Annotated in this window: 17 protein-coding genes and 1 other RNA gene; 11 read left to right on the forward strand and 7 right to left on the reverse strand. The window is 63.3% G+C overall.

Annotated features, from left to right (window positions below; genetic code table 11):
• The first annotated feature begins 733 nt into the window (after positions 1–733).
• The 3 genes from WHT83_RS19640 (at position 734) to WHT83_RS19650 (ending at position 2,426) form a co-directional block, all read left to right on the forward strand.
• Positions 734–970 carry a DUF1127 domain-containing protein gene (locus WHT83_RS19640; protein WP_183260424.1) on the forward strand — a complete coding sequence of 79 codons (237 nt, stop codon included), beginning with the start codon at positions 734–736 and terminating at the stop codon, positions 968–970.
• Complete coding sequence (locus tag WHT83_RS19645) at positions 951–1,799, forward strand: alpha/beta fold hydrolase (protein WP_406872136.1); 849 nt, start codon at positions 951–953, stop codon at positions 1,797–1,799. Before WHT83_RS19640 ends, WHT83_RS19645 begins: the two co-directional genes overlap by 20 nt.
• Positions 1,800–2,189: 390 nt before the next feature.
• The gene (locus WHT83_RS19650) at positions 2,190–2,426 is read left to right on the forward strand and encodes a DUF1344 domain-containing protein (protein WP_108607666.1); all 237 of its coding nucleotides are present in this window, start codon (positions 2,190–2,192) and stop codon (positions 2,424–2,426) included.
• Between the two features lie 133 nt (positions 2,427–2,559).
• Here the strand turns inward: WHT83_RS19650 and thyA are convergent, their stop codons facing one another.
• The gene (thyA, locus tag WHT83_RS19655) at positions 2,560–3,456 is read right to left on the reverse strand and encodes a thymidylate synthase (protein ID WP_406872137.1); all 897 of its coding nucleotides are present in this window, start codon (positions 3,454–3,456) and stop codon (positions 2,560–2,562) included.
• A gap of 325 nt (positions 3,457–3,781) precedes the next feature.
• On the reverse strand, positions 3,782–4,093 hold the full coding sequence (locus WHT83_RS19660) for a DUF2853 family protein (RefSeq protein ID WP_108607664.1): 312 nt from the start codon (positions 4,091–4,093) through the stop codon (positions 3,782–3,784).
• A 179-nt stretch (positions 4,094–4,272) separates the two neighbouring features.
• On the opposite strand from WHT83_RS19660, the gene ssrA reads away from it, so the two are divergent.
• Positions 4,273–4,632, forward strand: a transfer-messenger RNA (tmRNA) gene (gene ssrA, locus WHT83_RS19665).
• Between the two features lie 127 nt (positions 4,633–4,759).
• Positions 4,760–5,314 (forward strand): AAA family ATPase, encoded by a 555-nt coding sequence (locus WHT83_RS19670; RefSeq protein ID WP_406872138.1) that lies wholly within the window; start codon positions 4,760–4,762, stop codon positions 5,312–5,314.
• A 6-nt stretch (positions 5,315–5,320) separates the two neighbouring features.
• On the opposite strand, the gene WHT83_RS19675 is transcribed toward WHT83_RS19670, so the two are convergent.
• The gene (locus WHT83_RS19675; RefSeq protein ID WP_406872139.1) at positions 5,321–6,409 is read right to left on the reverse strand and encodes a diguanylate cyclase domain-containing protein; all 1,089 of its coding nucleotides are present in this window, start codon (positions 6,407–6,409) and stop codon (positions 5,321–5,323) included.
• A 249-nt stretch (positions 6,410–6,658) separates the two neighbouring features.
• The gene (locus tag WHT83_RS19680) at positions 6,659–7,867 is read right to left on the reverse strand and encodes a multidrug effflux MFS transporter (protein ID WP_406872140.1); all 1,209 of its coding nucleotides are present in this window, start codon (positions 7,865–7,867) and stop codon (positions 6,659–6,661) included.
• A 169-nt stretch (positions 7,868–8,036) separates the two neighbouring features.
• Between WHT83_RS19680 and WHT83_RS19685 the strand changes: the two genes are divergently transcribed.
• From WHT83_RS19685 to WHT83_RS19710, 6 genes are all read left to right on the forward strand, one after another.
• A complete protein-coding gene (locus WHT83_RS19685; protein ID WP_318761267.1) occupies positions 8,037–8,696 on the forward strand; it encodes a TetR/AcrR family transcriptional regulator in 660 nt (219 codons plus the stop codon).
• 90 nt (positions 8,697–8,786) lie between these two features.
• On the forward strand, positions 8,787–9,326 hold the full coding sequence (locus tag WHT83_RS19690) for an SspB family protein (protein ID WP_108607659.1): 540 nt from the start codon (positions 8,787–8,789) through the stop codon (positions 9,324–9,326).
• Between the two features lie 18 nt (positions 9,327–9,344).
• Complete coding sequence (locus WHT83_RS19695; protein ID WP_108607658.1) at positions 9,345–9,542, forward strand: DUF4169 family protein; 198 nt, start codon at positions 9,345–9,347, stop codon at positions 9,540–9,542.
• Positions 9,539–9,775, forward strand: a complete 237-nt coding sequence (locus WHT83_RS19700) for a ribbon-helix-helix domain-containing protein (RefSeq protein ID WP_406872141.1) — start codon at positions 9,539–9,541, stop codon at positions 9,773–9,775. Before WHT83_RS19695 ends, WHT83_RS19700 begins: the two co-directional genes overlap by 4 nt.
• An 89-nt stretch (positions 9,776–9,864) precedes the next feature.
• The gene (locus WHT83_RS19705; protein ID WP_406872142.1) at positions 9,865–10,128 is read left to right on the forward strand and encodes a BrnT family toxin; all 264 of its coding nucleotides are present in this window, start codon (positions 9,865–9,867) and stop codon (positions 10,126–10,128) included.
• Positions 10,125–10,439 carry a BrnA antitoxin family protein gene (locus WHT83_RS19710; RefSeq protein ID WP_108607655.1) on the forward strand — a complete coding sequence of 105 codons (315 nt, stop codon included), beginning with the start codon at positions 10,125–10,127 and terminating at the stop codon, positions 10,437–10,439. The genes WHT83_RS19705 and WHT83_RS19710 overlap by 4 nt, the downstream gene beginning before the upstream one ends.
• Before the next feature lie 28 nt (positions 10,440–10,467).
• On the opposite strand, the gene WHT83_RS19715 is transcribed toward WHT83_RS19710, so the two are convergent.
• The 3 genes from WHT83_RS19715 to WHT83_RS19725 form a co-directional block, all read right to left on the reverse strand.
• Complete coding sequence (locus tag WHT83_RS19715; RefSeq protein WP_406872143.1) at positions 10,468–14,403, reverse strand: AsmA family protein; 3,936 nt, start codon at positions 14,401–14,403, stop codon at positions 10,468–10,470.
• Positions 14,404–14,540: 137 nt separating this feature from the next.
• The gene (locus tag WHT83_RS19720) at positions 14,541–14,996 is read right to left on the reverse strand and encodes a GNAT family N-acetyltransferase (RefSeq protein WP_406872144.1); all 456 of its coding nucleotides are present in this window, start codon (positions 14,994–14,996) and stop codon (positions 14,541–14,543) included.
• A gap of 169 nt (positions 14,997–15,165) precedes the next feature.
• Positions 15,166–16,581, reverse strand: a complete 1,416-nt coding sequence (locus WHT83_RS19725) for an FAD-binding oxidoreductase (protein WP_406872145.1) — start codon at positions 16,579–16,581, stop codon at positions 15,166–15,168.
• Positions 16,582–16,681 lie beyond the last annotated feature (100 nt).

A 16,681-nucleotide genomic window follows, 5' to 3' on the forward strand; every position in this document is an offset into this window, starting at 1 on the left:
CGAACCAAACCGTTTTGTTTCAGTCTTTCCGGGCTCCGGGTCGTCTGAACGAACAAACGAAACTTTTTTCTCCCGACGCCGAGAACGAACTGAAACACGCGCGCGCTACGCTCAATTGCATCGACTTCGCTGGAAATGGTCTGCGCAGCGGACCCCAACAGCCTACCAAAAAACCGGCAGGCTGTTGATGCCGTCGGCCGCAGGGCTCGAACGAAGTCAATCGAACATCATCCCAAGAGGAGAATTGAGATGAGACGGACCCTACTGGCGTTGTCTGTCGTTCTGCCGGCATGCGGCGCAGCCGATGCCACCGACCTCGCATCGATCATGCAGTTTCCCAGCTTTCAGGGGATCGCATCGCATCAGCCCCAACAAGCACCACGCTCGAAAGGCACGGAGCCAGCCTCCTCGGCGATGGCCTCGCTCGGGGCTCCGTTCGTGCCGGGTCGGTTGCGTTACATGTTCAAGAGCGCACCGATGCGCTCCACCATCCATGGAGCACCCGGTCTGTCGCCTGACGTCATGGCACCCCGAGGCGCCAATCGGCTCATTCCATGCCCAGCGTTGCATCCGCCTGTCGACTGAGCGGGACAGCCGTGGTGCGCCTGGAAGCGGCCAGATTGAAACAAACGAAACACTTCCATCGCCTCCCTGAAAACGAGCTGAAATGAAAATGAACTAAACCTGAAGTGTCGCCGATCCTTGGCGTCGCCAATTGACGGAGTCCTCCCAAATGTCTGCCCTTGCCATTCGGTCCCCCGCTGTTGCTTTCGTCCTCTCCCAGGGGACAAGAATTCGCCTTACCATCGAGGCCTATCTCGCGCGGCGGGCACATTACCGCGCCGTTCGGAACCTGTCCGAGCTGGACGACTACCTGCTCAAGGACATTGGCGTTCCGCGCTGCGAAATCGACTCGCTTGCCTACGGTTCTTCCGATCGAAAGCGTGGCCATGAACACGACATGGGCTGAGTTGAGCAGTCGAGACTTCACCGAGGTGGAGTTTCGACTGCCAGTGCTTGCGTTGCATGGCTCAGCCAGCAGCGGCCAGCAATGGCAGGGCCTGGCGGACTATCTCCGGGGCAGCTATCGGGTGGTCGCGCCAGATCTTTGCAGATACGCCAGTTCCGATTCCGCAAAGGCCGCAATCGAGGCGATCATCGACGAGCCGATGCACGTCGTCGGCCATCTGCAGGGCGCCGCGCTCGCGCTCGAGATCGCCATGGCGCGGCCTGAACTGGTGCGCAGCCTGACGCTCATCGAGCCGACGGCTTTTCATCTGCTGCGCGACGGAGCACCATCCGATCGGGCATTGTTCGCCGAGCTTGTCGGGCTGGCCGACAGGATGAAGGCGGCGCTCCCAGCACATGACCCGGCAGGCGGCATGAGCGCCTATGTCGACTTCTGGTATGCCCGCGGCGCCTGGCAGAGAACCAGCCCGGGGCTGCGGCAGACGCTCGCCTCTCACCTCACCCGGGCCACCGCGGATCTTACCGCTTCCCTTGTCGCCTCCTGGCCGGCCGGCGGCTGTGCCCAAATTCGATGCCCGACACTTGTGGCGATGGCGCTCGAAAGCCCAAGCGTCAGCCTGCGCACCACCGAGATTGTCGCCGAAATGATCCCCGGTGCGCGCCTTGCCATGATTGCGGATGCAGGACATATGGCACCGCTGACCGATCCCCACATCGTCGACCCGATGATTGCCGCGCATTTGAAGGCAGTGGATCGTTCAAGAGCCAAACGGCGACCTTGGCACAGAGCCAGCCCACGCAGCCCGGCGACCAGCTTGCCGGCGATCTGACTTTTCCAGCCTTTTGACACGTTCAATCCCCACCTGTTGCCTAGCAGGTGGGGATTTGCTTTTCGGCACAGCCAAGCTGCCCCAGGAATCGGCTGCCCAATTCCCCGCTTCTCGCCCCCTGCCCGCTGAAGCCAGCGCGTGTGCCCCAATTCCCTGCTGTTCATCAGTCGCTTGCTGCGTGCCGTTCCAGGCATGGCCAGGCGAACCTCTTGCGTGGCCGATGCCAAAGGCGGTCCCTGTGACGGCCGATCCCTCCATATTTCGGCAGTCGTCGCAGATCTGAAACAAACGAAACACTTCTCTCCGGCGGCAGAAAACGCCCCGCAACAGGCGACCGCTAGAACTGGGACGTCGCCGATATTGGCGTCACTCCCAAGAAAGGAATACTCGATGAAGACTCTGGTTCTCGCCGCCGCCTCACTCGCCATGATGTCCGGCGCCGCACTCGCCTCCTCGCAGAATGGCATGATCGCCAAGTTCAATTCGTCCGCTCGCGTCATCACCCTCGAGAGCGGCAAGAGCTTCACCATCCCGCGCGACGTTGCCCTTCCGCCCGTCCAGGTCGGCGAGCAGGTCTCGATCCAGCTCAACGACGAAGGCGACAAGGTCACCACCGTCCTGCGCTAGTTCGGATCTCGGAACAGACTGCCGCAGGCGGCCGGATAAAGCCGCCACCAAAGCCATGGACGCTCACGCGATCCATGGCTTCTTTGTTCAGGCGACGTATCGCCGGGCGCGCATGCCCAGCCTTGGGTTGCCGTCAGACGGCCACGTCCGCGGCGATCGGAGGGTATGGATCGTAACCGCTCACCTCGAAGTCTTCGATCCTGTAACCATCGATGCTGTCCGGCTTCCGCAGCAACCGCAGGGTCGGGAACGGCCGCGGCTCCCTGGACACTTGCTCGCGCGCCTGGTCGAGGTGGTTGAGGTAGAGGTGGATGTCGCCGCCCATCCAGACCAGGTCTCCAAGTTCCAGCCCCACCTGCTGCGCGACCATCGCCTGGAGCGCCGCTCCGCCGATGCAATTGAACGGGGCGCCGAGCAGCAGGTCGCAGGAGCGCTGGAAAATCAACATGTTCAGCCGCCCCGCACTGGTGACATGGAACTGGTAGACCATGTGGCAGGGCGGCAGCGCCATCTGCCCGATCTCGGGCACGTTCCATCCGTGGAAGAGCATTCGCCGGCTCGACGGGTTCGTCTTCAACGTTTCGATGACACTGGCGATCTGGTCATGCTCGACCCCGTTGGCGTCTTGCCAGCGGCGCCACTGCTTGCCGTAGACCGGGCCGAGGTCGCCCCATTGCAGGGCGAACGCCTCGTCATCGACGATCCGCCGTTCGAACTCCTGCTGGGAGACGCCCTCACCTGTCTCCTTGCGGTATTTGGCCAGCGGCCAGTCCGTCCAGATGCGAACTTTCTCCTGCAGCAGCGGCCGGATGTTGGTTTCCCCGGTCAGGAACCAGAGCATCTCCTTCACCGCCAGCTTCCAGTAGACCTTTTTGGTGGTGAGGATCGGCACCGTCCCATCCGACAGGTCGAAGCGCAGCATCGCGCCGAACGTCGACAAGGTGCCGACGCCCGTTCGGTCGATCCGCTTGTCCCCTTTTTCGAGGATGTGGGACATCAGGTCGAGATACTGGAATTCCGGGTGGCGCAAGTTCGCCCCTTTGGACGGAGTTAGGCCCGCGTGCTCGGGCAGGAAGCGGCTAAGGCATTCGGCGGAGAGCCTGAAGCCTTGTAGGCGGAATTACTGTCTGCCGTCCGCGGCGCTATGTTCGGGAAAGTCGGGACTGGGGCGCATCGGTCGGGCTCGATTCGGAGAGTGTCCGATCATAGCGGACCTGCCCGGCCTGAGGCAACGAACACTCGATTTGGGGCGCAGCCCCTCCTGCGCAAGGATGCTGCCGCCGGCACGCGTCAAACAGCCGACGCCGGGCTGCGAGGCCCGGCGCAGGAAATAACCGAACTGGAAGCAGCACGGCTTAGAGCGCGCCGAGCTTTCCGAGTTCCTTGGCGACCAGATAGTAGAAGGTGACGCGATTCTTGGTGTTGTCGGCCGACATCGCCTTGCAGACCTTCTCGATCGCGCCGTCAGCCTTCTTGGCGTCCTCGACGCCGAGCTTCTTGGCGATCCAGCCGGCCTTGACCCTGTCGAGTTCCTTGGGATCGGTGCACGAAACCAGCGAGGAATCGCGGTTCCGGAGCGCGATGCCCAGGTGCTTGACGATCTTGCTCACCACCTCTTCCTTGGCGCCGGCATCGTATTTCTTCACGTCTGCAAGATAGTCGGCCATTTGGATTCCCCTCATCGACGAATTGGCTCATTTGCCGTGGGAAAGGCCGGCCTTGACCGGTAAACGCAACGCAGGCCCCCCAGCGCCGGAAGCTTCGGTTCGCGCAACGCGCGAGTCAACCCTGCGTCTTCGCGTGGTCTGATAAAACTGTTGCATATGGCCCGCTCGACTTGCCGTTCGACCTTTCCTTTTTCGCCGAGCCTCCCTATATTCGATCCGTCAGCTTGACTGACTATGGCGATAAACTGCCGATGTAATAAGCCATTCGGACCCGGGGGCGGTACCCGGCGCCTCCACCAAAAGCCGCCGCGCAGTGAGCGACGGCTTTTGTTGGGGGCGAAATAGGATCGACGAGGGTGTAAAGATCGGACTTTTGCTCGGCATTGTACCACCGTTATCGGGCTAAACTTGTAGTTGCAAACGACAACTATGCGGAAGCACGTCTCGCAGCGTAAGCTGTGCGATAGCTTCAAATTAAGCCCTAGAGGTTCGCACTTCTAGGCGGGGTTCGGAGGTACCTGGCAACAGAAACCTCCACTTCTCTCCCCAAATCTGCTTTCCCCAAATATGAGCTGCCGGCCTTGGCTGGTTTCGGCGTTGCGTGGTTGATCCCGCAATGTCAGCCTGCCTGTGCATGGCCGGTCCCGCTTGTCCGGAGACCTTTCAATGACAAACCCAAATTCCGATCGTTTCTTCGTGCTCACCGGCGGCCCGGGCTCGGGCAAGACCACGCTGATTTCAGCACTCGCCGAGGCCGGCCATGCCACATCGGTCGAGGCGGGCCGCGGCATCATCAGGGATCAGGCCGCGATCGGCGGAACCGCCCTTCCCTGGCACGATACCTCGCTCTTTGCCGAACTCATGTTGTCATGGGAAATGCGTTCGCACGCCATCGCCATGGCCGCATCCGGGCCGGTCTGGTTCGACCGCGGCGTACCTGACGTCATTGGTTATGCCAGCCTTGTCGGCCTGCCGGTACCGCTACATTTCGAGAGCGCGGCACAGAAGTTCCGCTACAACAGCCGCGTTTTCATCCTGCCGCACTGGCCCGAAATATTCACCCAGGACAGCGAGCGCAAGCAGGATGAGGACGAGGCCCGGCGCACCCATGCCGCAATGGTCGAAAGCTATACGGATTGCGGATATGATCTCGTCGAGGTGCCGAGGGCACCGGTTGAGGAACGGCTGGCCTTCGTCCGGGAACGCTCGCGCCTACCCTGAACCGGCTTACGCCGCGCTCGGCAATTGCAACCCCTCCGCGAATGTCCGGTTGCGTCCGGCGCGCTTGGCGGCATAGAGGATCTTGTCGGCGCGGCCGATCGCATCCCATAGCCCTTCGCCGGGATGAAACTCGGCGATGCCGAAGCTGCAGGTGACGGCAAAATCCGCAGGCAGCCCGGCAAAATGGGCGCTTGCGATCTCGCGGCGCAACTTCTCGGTCAGGCTGTATGCCTGGTCCAGGGGACAATTCAGCACCATGATGAATTCTTCGCCGCCCGTCCGCGCAGCTATGTCGCCGGCCCGCAGTTTCTTCCTCATGATCCCGGCGAATGTCGCCAGCACCACGTCGCCAGCGGCATGGCCGAATCGATCGTTGATCGTCTTGAAGCAATCGATGTCGCAGGCAACGATGCCAAGCGGCTTGCCCCGGGCGACAGACAGCAGGCGCGCCTCCCGTCCCTGCAGGCCGCGGCGGTTCAGCAATCCGGTAAGCGGATCGGTGTCGCGCTCTGCCTTCAGCCCCAGAACGATGTCGGCACAGGCGACGACCAGCAGCCCAAGTCCCAGGGTAGCGCCAAGCAGGGACATACTGAACTGCGCCCAGATCCAGAATGCGGATTCGAAGAATGCGTCGACGTCGTCGGGCGGAACCGAACTGCCGTCGAGCAGCACGCGCACGAAGAAGGTCAGGCCAAGACCAAGCAGGAGCCAGACCATGGCGCGGTCGATGACGTTGCCGCGCACAAGGTCCCGCAGCTTCCACGCACCGCTCAAGATGATGCAGCCCATGCCGATATTGAGCACATAGACGCGGACCTGGAGGTTGTTGTCGACGTAGTAGAAATAGCACAGCAGGCCGACAATGGCCGCGAACCAGGCCGCGTGCAGTCCCAGTGGCATCGACCTGCGTGAGCGCGCGAGCACACCTTCGACCAACAGCAGCGGCCCTGCGGCATAGAGCATGGCGGAAACGATCGTGTTGTAGCCGATATCAGGGGGCCACAAGGCGAACTGCACGATGGTGGCGCTGCCGACAGCCGCAAATGCAAGCGAGAAAAACAGCAGATGCCGCCGGCGGCGCTCAAGCAACCACACGCACAAGAACGTTGCTGCGAACAACAGCAGCAAAGCGGAGGGAATGAATTTCAAGATTTTCGATGGCCTCGGGCGTCGTCGCTCTACTTCCGGTGGTCTTGGCGGTGACTTACCGGCTCATAGGTAAATAAGACGATATCAAGGCTGCACGAAGATGGCCGCGACATTTCGGCTCGCTCCCGAAGTCATCGTAAGGCCATCGGCACTGACAACTATGGGGCCGGACGACAATCGCCGGCCCCACCTAATTCATTCGGCCGGCGCTTCCGCCGCCACGCCGCGGCTGCGGCCGAGCGTCAGTTGGGCGAGCGCGAAGGCGATGACCGCCGACATGGTGATACCCACCACCATTGGCAGGGGCGTGCCATCGAAGAACAGGCCCGCTACCGCCATGGCGACCGCGCCGGTGGCAAAATGCAACGTCCCCATCAGGGCGGACGCAGTCCCGGCAATTTCGCCATGCTCTTCCATCGCCAGCACCGAGGTCGTCGGGATGACCAGGCCAAGGAAGCCGTAGCCGACGAACAGCAGGACAGCCAGGACATCAAGCCGGTCGACGCCCGAGGCGAATACGGCAAGCAGCACCACCATCATCGTCGCATAACCGACCACCGCGACCCGCACCACGCGCCGCAACCCGAATCGTTCGGTCAGGTAGCCCGTCAGTTGCGACATGCCGATGAAGGCCACCGCATTGATCGAGAAGAACACGCTGTAGACCGATGGCGACAGGCCGTAATGGTCGATCAGGATGAACGACGAGTTGGCGAGATAGACGAAGAAGCTGGCAATGCCGAAGCCACCGATGAACGTCAGACCAAGGAAGTTGCGCTCGCCGAGCAGGAAGCGATAGCCGCTCAGCGCGCTGCGCACCGAGCTTTCAGCACGATGCGCGGCAGGGCGCGTTTCCTTGAGCGAGGTCGACAAGAGCACGATGGCCAGTACGGCCGCACCGGTGACGACCCAGAAAACGGCGCGCCAGCCAAAGCCCTCGATCACCAACGAACCGGTCAGCGGCGCCAGAATCGGCGACACGGAAAAGACCAGCATCAGCAGCGACATCAGCCGTGCCGCCTCAGTGCCGGTGTGCAGATCGCGCACGATTGCGCGCGGCACCACCATGCCGGCCGAGGCGCCGAGGCCCTGGACCACGCGGAAGGCGATCAGCCACTCGATATTGGGCGCGAGTGCAGCCCCCACACCGCCGATGGCAAACAGCACCAGCCCGATATAGAGCGGCGCCTTGCGACCGATCATGTCGGAGATCGGCCCGACAACGATCTGGGCCAGGCCCATGGCGAGGAAGAACACGAGCAAGCTCATCTGCACAGCGGCAGTGCCCGCATTGAGGTCGGCGCCGATCGTCGGCAGCGCCGGTAGGTACATGTCGATTGCAAACGGACCGATGGCCGACAAAAGGCCGAGCACGACCGCTACGCGGAGGAATTGGGGTGTCATGGCGTGATTCTTTCGGATCTGGTTTCCGCCGCGAGAAGACGGCGACGTGTAATCCAAGGACGTTCCGCAATCCGAAATTCCGACTCTTCCCGAACCGGTCATCTAGAAGCGAGTACATATTTTTAGACACACTTGTCCAAATCGTCAATCACCTGTATATAAAAATTCCATGACACCTGCCAACGCTCCTGACATTGCGGTCGCCCGCAGCCACAGCGCCAAGCGCCTCTCCATCATCGATGCAGCCGCTTGCGTCTTTTGCCGCGAGGGCTTTGCCGGCGCCAATATCGACCTCATCGCAGCCGAGGCTGGCGTCTCGCGCCAGACGGTCTACAACCATCACGGCGATAAGGAGAATTTGCTGGTCGCAGTAGTCCGAGAAATCACTGACCGGATCAATGTCGGCGTTTTCGACACGCTGGCCACCTTCCCCGACAAGCCGGTCGATCTCGAAGCTGACCTCGTGGCCTTCGCGGTACGGCTCAACCAGAACTGCATCTGCAATCGCGACGGCAAGTTCCTGCGCAAGCTCCTGCATACGGAGGGCGAGCGCTACCCAGCACTTTTCGCCGGTTGGCGCGAGGATGGTCCGGCAAAGACCTGGGCCGCCCTTGCCGCGCGTTTTGCCCGTCTGGCGCATGCCGGGTGGCTCGAAATCGACGATCCCGACGTCGCCGCCCGCCAGTTCCTGGCCCTCGTCAACGCCGATCTGCAGATGGCGATGATCTTCGGCGACACAGTCTCGGAGCAGCAACTCAGAACGGCCGCGACCAACGCCGTGCGCTGCTTTCTGCGCGCTTATGGCAAGCCTCGCCCGGCTGCAATCTGATCATCTTCAATACCGCGCTATATCCGGTTTACGCCGGGCTCAAGCTTGATTACAGGTAAGGGAACGATTCAATCGGACCCGCATCGACATATGGCCGAAGACCAGATCCGCTACGACATTCTCGCCCAGGAGGCACTGCGCGGCGTCATGCGCAAGGTCCTGGCGGAAGTCGCGCGCACAGGCCTGCCGGGCAACCACCATTTCTTCATCACCTTCATGACCGGCGCGCCCGGCGTGCGCATTTCCAGCCGTCTGCACGAGCGTTACCCCGAGCAGATGACCATCGTCATCCAGTTCCAGTATTGGGACCTGAAGGTCACCGATACCGGCTTCGAGGTTGGTCTGTCCTTCTCGGATGTGCCTGAAAAGCTCGAAATCCCCTTCTCAGCAGTGCGGGGCTTCTACGATCCCTCGGTCAACTTCGAGCTCGAATTCGAGGTCAAGGCAGAGCCCGCCGCCGCACCTGAAGAAGATGCGGCCAAGCCGGAGCCGATCGCGGTGGTAAAGCCAGCCGAGCGCAAGGCTGCGCCGAAGAAAAAGGCCGGAGCGGCCGAGAAGGAAACACCGGAAGAGCCGGCCCACGGCAAGGGCGCCGACGTCGTCTCGCTCGACGCTTTCCGCAAGAAGTAAAACAGGACGAGGTCGTCCATGGCCGACGTCGTCAATCTCCGCCAGTTCAGGAAGCACAAGGCGCGGGCCGAGCGCGAGACCGTTGCCGACCAGAACCGCGCCTTGCATGGCCGCACCAAGGCGGAAAAGGCACGGGACCGGCTGACCGCCGACCGCGCCGAGAAATTCGTCGACGGCCATCGCCGCGACAGCGACCCGGAAAAATCCGGCCAGTGAGCCTTGTCGAAAAACGCTCGGTGACGATTCGTGGTCACCGCACCAGCTATTCGCTGGAAAAACCCTTCTACGACGACCTTGTCGCCATCTCGGCCGTACGCGGCATGACCCTCGCCGGCCTTGTTGCCGAAGTCGACGCCCAGCGCCCGCGCGAGGCAAACCTCTCCTCCGCACTCCGTCTGTTCGTACTGGAACAGGCAAAGCTTGGCGCGGCCGAGCGGTCCGGCCGCTAGCCATCAGGCTGCAGGGATACTATCCTTGCCAGATACATTTTTCGTAATACGTTTATTCTTGACCTCAGCGATTAAAAGTAATACTTTTATTGAAGATCGTCTGGGACGAACCAAAGCATCTGGCCAATCTCGAAAAGCACGGCTTCGACTTCGCTGACGTCGTGTTTTTCGGCTGGGAGTCTGCTGTCATCAAACCTGCCCGGCCAGACAACGCCGGTCGTCGACGAATGAAGGCAATCGGCTACTTCGACAATCGGGTCGCCGTGGTGATCTTCACCACACTGGGCACGGAAGCGATGTCCGTCATCAGCTTCAGGCCAGCAAGCGCTCAGGAAAGGAAGGTTCTGTCATGACCGGAAAGACACTGAAAAAGGCGTTCGAACCTGGACACGGCTACACCAAGGAAGATTGGGATGCCGTGGACAGCCCGGAACTGACTGAGGAAGAACTGGCCCAATTTCGCCCTGCTCAGGAAGTCTTGCCGCCAGAATTCTTCCAAGGCATCGAAGAAGCACGCCGCGCTCGCGGCCGCCCCTCAGTCGAGGCGCCCAAGCAGGTCGTCTCGATTCGCCTCGATCCCGACGTCATCGCCAAGTTCAAGGCCACGGGCAAAGGCTGGCAGAGCCGTATCAACGACGTCCTGAAAAAGGCCAAGGTCGGCTGAAACCGCCACTGGGGAGCTGCCCGACTGCCTATTGGCTCTGCAACGACTTGAAGAAGTCGTCGAGACTGAGCGGTTCGAGCTTCTTCTTGACGGGTGCTTCGGCGGGCGGCGGGGGCGCAGGCTCTGCCGGGATCGCCAGATCCGGCATTGCCATTGGCCGGGCATCGGGCAGCGGCGCCCGTTCGATTTCCGAAACCGGCGCAGGCTTGGCCGCTTCGGCCTCGCGCCTGGCTTTTTCCTCAGCTTCTAGTTTTGCCTTCTGCTCGGCCGCCAGCCGCGCCTTTTCTTCCGCCGCCCGACGAGCCTTGCCGGCATCCTCGAGCGCCTTTTGCCTGACGGCCTCGGCCTGCGCCTTGGCGGCGGCCTCCGCCGCGCGGACTTCCTCTTCGGCCTTGAGCCGGGCTTCCTCGGCTCTGGCCTTCGCTTCTTGCTCGGCGCGAATGCGGGCTTCCTCGGCCAGCCGCGCTTCTTCCGCAATACGTTCGCGCTCGGCCTGGAGACCGGCGAAATAGCGCACCTCGCGCCGCAGCCGTTGCTTTTCCAGCAACACCGCCTGCATCGCCTCGACGCGCGCCTGTTCCTTTTCCAGCGCACGCTGGGTCAGGAATTGCGCCATCGGCTCGCTGTCGAACAACAGCGCGGTCGCCCCCGGCTCGCCTTCGATGCGGAAGCCAAGCACCGGTTCCGAGCCCACCAGGGCCTCCTTGCCCGGCGCGTAGGTGATGTTGCCATTCGCCGCAACGACGCCGTCGTTGAGATCGGCACGCAGGTCTGCGGCAAGTGTCGCCGACGGGTTCTTCAGCGTCAGCGGTGGCGCGCGCAGGATGCCGCCAGCGATGGTGAAGGCGACGTCTGCCTTTTCCGCGGCAAAGCTGCCGGCGCCAGCGATCCCGGGAGCGAACTCGGCGACACGCGCGCCGTTGATGTCGCGGCCCAGCGCGTCGGCCTTGGCGATCAGCGGAGCGAACGCATCCGGGTTCAATCCGGGCACGGTCAGCCCGTCGACAACAGCGGTGCCGGAGCCCGACAACGAAGCGACCAAGCCCTCGATAGACTTGCCGCTGCCAGAAAAGGTCGCCGAAAAATCACCCTTGCCGCCCAGCGAACCCGCGCCCGGAATCCCGCCAACTTCCGCGGAGCCGAGTTTCAGCTGGCTGCTCAGCAGGGCCGTGCCGTCATTGTTCTTGAGTTCGATCAGCCCCTCCAGGGCGCCACCGAACAGCTTGGCCCTGAGGTTGGACAGCCTGAGCGACTGGCCATCGAGTTTCAGGGCCAGCACCGCGTCATTGGCGGTCGCCAGCGGCTCGGCGGCTAGTGTACCGGCGACGATCTCGAGGTCGGCAGTGAACGGCGCGACCGGTTTCTGCTCGAATGGCGCTGCCGGCCAGGCCCCGTCGCCGCTCTCCAGCGCCCTAGCGCCAAGCATCATCTCGGCAAAAGGCGCGAGGTCGAGTTCGTCGAGCGTCAGCGAACCGCCGAGATGCGGCACGCCGCCGACCAGCTCCACCCTGAGATTGCCGACCACCGCACCCTCGTTCACGGTACCGTCCAGCCTGTCGAGCAATAACGGCCCGCCGGCATAGCTCGCGTCCGCAGCAAGTTCGACCGCCTTGCCCGTGCCCATGCCCGGCAGGGCCACGCCCACCGTCATCAGCCACGGCTCGACATCGGCGGCGCGCAACGTCGCCCTGCCTTTCAGGCTCGGGCCCTCGTCGCGCAGCGCGACCGTCCCAGCAAAACCTCCGGAGGCGTCGTCGCCCTTCAGACTTGCGATGACCTCGAGTCCGTTCTGCGCAGCACCTTTCGCTGCCACCTCCATTTCGCCCGGCCCGATCACGCCAAGCGGCAGCGCCGGCAGGCCGGCGAGCGCCATCAGGCTGGTCGCGTCCTCGTTGCGGGCGGAAAAATTGAGCGCGATCTGTGCGCCCTGCAACGACCCTTCAAAGGCCGGCGCCGAAAGGGTCGCCAGCAGGTCGGAGCCACCGGCCTTGCCCTGTGCGCTCAGCGCGACGCCGGTCGAACCGTTGCCGTTCTCCACGGCACTGGCGACGAAATCGATGCGGGCATCGGCGAGCAGGCCCGGATATGCCGCCGCGCGCGCGGCAAGGCCCGCAAGCAGCCTGTTGTCTGGCGACTGTGCGGCCGCCAGCGCGACCAGCGGTGCGAGATCCACCGCCACCACGGACGCATCGAGGTTGCCGGTTGGCGTGGCAGGAAAATCCTTGATACGGCCGGTTGCGCTCAACGAAGCGCCAGCCAGCTCGCCTATCGACAGCCTGTCGATCTCCAGCACGCCCTCGCGCAGGCGCAGGGCCGTATCCAGGCTTTCGGCGCTCAGGCCGGCAAGGTTCACCGGTCCAGCCTTCACTGCAAGATCGAGATCGCTGTCGGCAAAGCGATTGGCGCCCTGGTCGGTGACGAACAGCGAAGCGAAGGCACGTAGACCTTCGAGGTCGAGTTCGCCGCCGTCGAGCTTCATGGTCACCGAAGCCCGCGCATCGCCTGGCTGCAGGCTGTCCAGTTCACCGGTGAACTTGGCCTTGCCCAGGATCAGCTCGATGTCGTCGAGCTTCTGCTGTTCGCGCGTCAGCGCCACCTTGGCCTTGAACCCCGCGGCCGGCAGCCGGCGCACCGCCTCATCGACATCCCGCGCCACCCAGGCGGCAAAGCCCGAGGGCTGTCCGACCGCCAGCAGCAACTGGCCATCGAAGCCCAGACTGTCTTCCGTTTTCAGGAAACCGTCGGCCTCCAGCCGCGTGCGCCCGGGCAGCGTCGCAGCCACCGAATTCAGCTTCCAGCCGCCCTCGCCCGGCTCGGCCGACAGTTTGACATCCCGCACCGTGGTGTCTCCGGCGACGATCGCCGGCAGGTCGACGTCTATGTTACCTGGTATCGTCGGCCGCGGCAGGTCGACCAGCACGCTCTCCAGCGCCGTCAGGCGCTGCGAGATCGAAAACCCGGCTCCCGCGGCTTCCCCGCCCACCGCCTCGTCGAAGCGCACCTGCGCACCGTTGGCGGCAATCGAGAAATGCGGCGTGGTTCCAAGGTCGATCTCCGCCGTGCCGTCGGCGGTGTAGGGATTGTCGAGCGGCCCGCTTTCGAAGCGGAACTCCTCGACCGCGAGCCTGGCGTGGTCGAGCGCGAACTTGCCCTTCAGCCTGAAGCCGGGTCCCGCAGATTTGGCTGGCGCCTTGGGTTTGTCGCCCTTGGCGGCCGGCGGCTCGGCTTGGGCCTCGATGACGCTGAAATTGCCGGCATAAAGCCCGCGCCCCTTGTCCATGCTCGCATTGCCGTCGCTTTCCAGCACGAAGCCACGGCGTTCGGGTGTGGCCCGCAGCCGTAGCCGCATCTGGCCGGTCGGGTCGACCGAGCCGGTCGAAGCCGACAGTTGCGTCTTCATCCCGTTGATGCGGAGCGAGCCGTCCATCCGCCATGGGCCGGCAAGCGACTTGGCCGAAATCTCGGTGTTGATTTCCGACAGAAGCTGGTCGCGCCCGCTGGTTCCATGCCGCACCCTCACCTGCCCCTCGGTGACGGTCAGCTTCTCGATGGAGATCTGCTTGGCATCGAAGGGCGCCGAAGGCCGCATCGCCCAGTCGACGGTGCCGTCGGCAGCCACATCGATCGTCGCCTTCGGCCGCACCAGCCGCATGTCGTAGATCAGGAACTCGCCGCGCAGCAGCGGCGCCAGTTCCGCATCCATCGAGAACGTCTCGACGGTCATGGCATCTTTGCCGTCGGCGCCGCCGCCCACCGTCACATCGGAAAACGTCACCGACGGAAACGGCAGGATCTGCGCGCGCACGTCGCCCTGCACGGCCACCTTGCGGCCGAGAATGGCGCTCGCCTCGCGCTCGAACTCGGCCTTGTAGCCGGACCAGTCGATAAAATACGGCCCCACCAGTGCCGCAAGCAGCGCCAGTACAAACAGTCCACCAAATATTACGAACAGGCGAGCGAGCATTGCCTCGGGGCAAATCTTTTCATGCGTCCCAAGCGTCTAAGCGCAGGAGCGTGGTCATTTGGTGGCATGTTGGGCTGTACGCCGCGGCGCGTCAACGCCGCGGCGTAGCCTCTCCCGCAAAAAGCGACGGCTGGTCGCTATGCCGCCCGCCTCATGCGGATCACCTCGAGCGGCCTGCCTTCGTCGTCATGGGCGTGCCGCAGCAGTTCGACGAAACCCATGCGCTGGTAGAAGGCAACGGCCGACAAATTGTCGGCATAGACCTCGACCTCGAGCGCGCCTTTCAGCTTTGCTGCATGCAGCACCAGCGCCTTGCCCAGCCCATGGCCATGAGCGGCCGGGTCGACGAACAACCCGCCTATGAAGTTGTCGATCAGGCCGATGAAGCCTGCCGGCTTGCCGTCTATCTCGGCCACCCAGTTTTCCGCCTGCGGCAGGTAGACGTCCCGCACCTTGGCCTGTTGGGCGAGAAGATCCTCCTCCGTCAGGAACGGATGGCCGATGCGCGAAGCGTCCAGCCAGATTTCGGCCAGTTGCATGCGATCAGCCGTGTCGGAATAGGCGCGAACCGTCGCGCCGTGAGCGTGTTTCATGGAATTATCCTTGGAATTTACGTGTCAGAGAAAGGCGCAAGCGCCCGTTCAGCCTCTCGGCTGTCATCGGCCCGCTGGCCGACGCTTCAACGATTGAAGTCTCTGCGCATAAAATTCCTTGTTGGACGGCGGCGCAGTAGCAAGCCGGCGACCTCAGGTCAACGTTTGTCTAGTCCGCCACTGGCAGCATCTTGCCGGGATTCAGGATGTTCTGTGGGTCGAGTGCCTGCTTGATCGCCCGCATCACGGCCACGCCGTGGCCGTGCTCGCGCTCCATCAGACCCATCTTGCCTTGGCCGATGCCGTGTTCGCCGGTCGAAGTGCCGTCCATGGCGATCGCCCGCTCGGCCAGCCGCTTCACGAATTCCTCGGCCCGGCCGATGTCGGCGGGATCGTTCGGGTCCATCAGCACCAGCGTGTGGAAATTGCCGTCGCCGACATGTCCGACGATCGGCGCGATCAGCCCCAGCCGCTCGATGTCGGCCTCAGTCTCGGCAATGCATTCGGCCAGCCGCGAAATCGGCACGCAGGCATCGGTCGACAGCGCGCGTGCGCCGGGGCGCAGCGTCTGCGACGCCCAATAGGCGTCATGTCGCGCCTTCCACAGCTTCGCCCGCTCCTCGGCAACCGTGGTCCACAGGAACGGCCCGCCGCCATATTCGGCAGCGATCTCGCCAAAGCTTTCTGCCTGCTCCGCCACACCGGCGTCCGAGCCGTGAAACTCCAGGAACAGGCATGGACTCTCGGGATAATCGAGCTCGGAATAATTTTTCATCGCCCGCATCTGCAGCGCGTTGACCAGTTCGATCCGCGCCACCGGAATGCCCATCTGGATGGTCGCGATCACCGCCTGGCATGCAGCCTCGACGCTCGGGAACGGACAGACCCCGCCCGAGATCGCCTGCGGGATGCCCTGCAGCTTGAGCGTCACCTCGGTGATGATGCCGAGAGTGCCTTCCGACCCGACCAGAAGCCGCGTCAGGTCGTAGCCGGCCGAGCTTTTCCTGGCGCGATGCGAGGTCACCACCTCGCTGCCGTCGGCCATCACGGCGCGCAGCGCAAGCACGTTCTCGCGCATCGTGCCGTAGCGCACCGCATTAGTGCCCGAGGCGCGGGTCGCCGCCATGCCGCCGAGGCTGGCGTTGGCGCCGGGATCGATCGGGAAAAACAGGCCGGTGTCGCGCAAGTAGATGTTCAGCGCTTCGCGCGTCACACCCGCCTCGACCGTGCAGTCGAGGTCGTCGGCATTGACGGAGACGACCTTGTCCATGCGCGAGGTGTCGACCGAGATGCCGCCTGCCGGCGCGTTGACATGGCCTTCCAGCGACGTGCCCGTGCCGAAGGCGATGACCGGCACGCGATGTTCCGCACAGACCCGCACGACGTCCTGCACGTCTGCCGTGCTTTCGGCGAACACCACGCCGTCGGGCGCCTGGTTGGGCAGATAGGTCGTTGTATGGCCATGCTGCTCACGGATCGCCTTGCCGGCCTGGAAGCGCTCGCCAAATTTCTGCTTGAGGATGCCGAGAGCGGTGGCGATCCCTTCCTCGTTCCGCGCCATCGCCTTCAGGTCGCTCAAAGCCATGTTTTCCTCCGCGATTGGAACAGCATGCCGCCTTGCCGGCACCCTATGCTCGGGTAATCTGCCACCCTGTCCGGTTTGTCCAGCGCAACAGAAGACCAAA

It is taken from the genome of Aminobacter sp. P9b, assembly GCF_045345995.1.
GTDB lineage: Bacteria > Pseudomonadota > Alphaproteobacteria > Rhizobiales > Rhizobiaceae > Aminobacter > Aminobacter niigataensis.

Bases quoted from the DNA above. Each gene is read 5' to 3' on its own strand.
- WHT83_RS19640 (WP_183260424.1), top strand. From the start codon at position 734: ATGTCTGCCCTTGCCATTCGGTCCCCCGCTGTTGCTTTCGTCCTCTCC.
- WHT83_RS19645 (WP_406872136.1), top strand. From the start codon at position 951: ATGAACACGACATGGGCTGAGTTGAGCAGTCGAGACTTCACCGAGGTG.
- WHT83_RS19650 (WP_108607666.1), top strand. From the start codon at position 2,190: ATGAAGACTCTGGTTCTCGCCGCCGCCTCACTCGCCATGATGTCCGGC.
- WHT83_RS19660 (WP_108607664.1), bottom strand. From the start codon at position 4,093: ATGGCCGACTATCTTGCAGACGTGAAGAAATACGATGCCGGCGCCAAG.
- WHT83_RS19670 (WP_406872138.1), top strand. From the start codon at position 4,760: ATGACAAACCCAAATTCCGATCGTTTCTTCGTGCTCACCGGCGGCCCG.
- WHT83_RS19680 (WP_406872140.1), bottom strand. From the start codon at position 7,867: ATGACACCCCAATTCCTCCGCGTAGCGGTCGTGCTCGGCCTTTTGTCG.
- WHT83_RS19685 (WP_318761267.1), top strand. From the start codon at position 8,037: ATGACACCTGCCAACGCTCCTGACATTGCGGTCGCCCGCAGCCACAGC.
- WHT83_RS19690 (WP_108607659.1), top strand. From the start codon at position 8,787: ATGGCCGAAGACCAGATCCGCTACGACATTCTCGCCCAGGAGGCACTG.
- WHT83_RS19695 (WP_108607658.1), top strand. From the start codon at position 9,345: ATGGCCGACGTCGTCAATCTCCGCCAGTTCAGGAAGCACAAGGCGCGG.
- WHT83_RS19710 (WP_108607655.1), top strand. From the start codon at position 10,125: ATGACCGGAAAGACACTGAAAAAGGCGTTCGAACCTGGACACGGCTAC.
- WHT83_RS19715 (WP_406872143.1), bottom strand. From the start codon at position 14,403: ATGCTCGCTCGCCTGTTCGTAATATTTGGTGGACTGTTTGTACTGGCG.
- WHT83_RS19720 (WP_406872144.1), bottom strand. From the start codon at position 14,996: ATGAAACACGCTCACGGCGCGACGGTTCGCGCCTATTCCGACACGGCT.
- WHT83_RS19725 (WP_406872145.1), bottom strand. From the start codon at position 16,581: ATGGCTTTGAGCGACCTGAAGGCGATGGCGCGGAACGAGGAAGGGATC.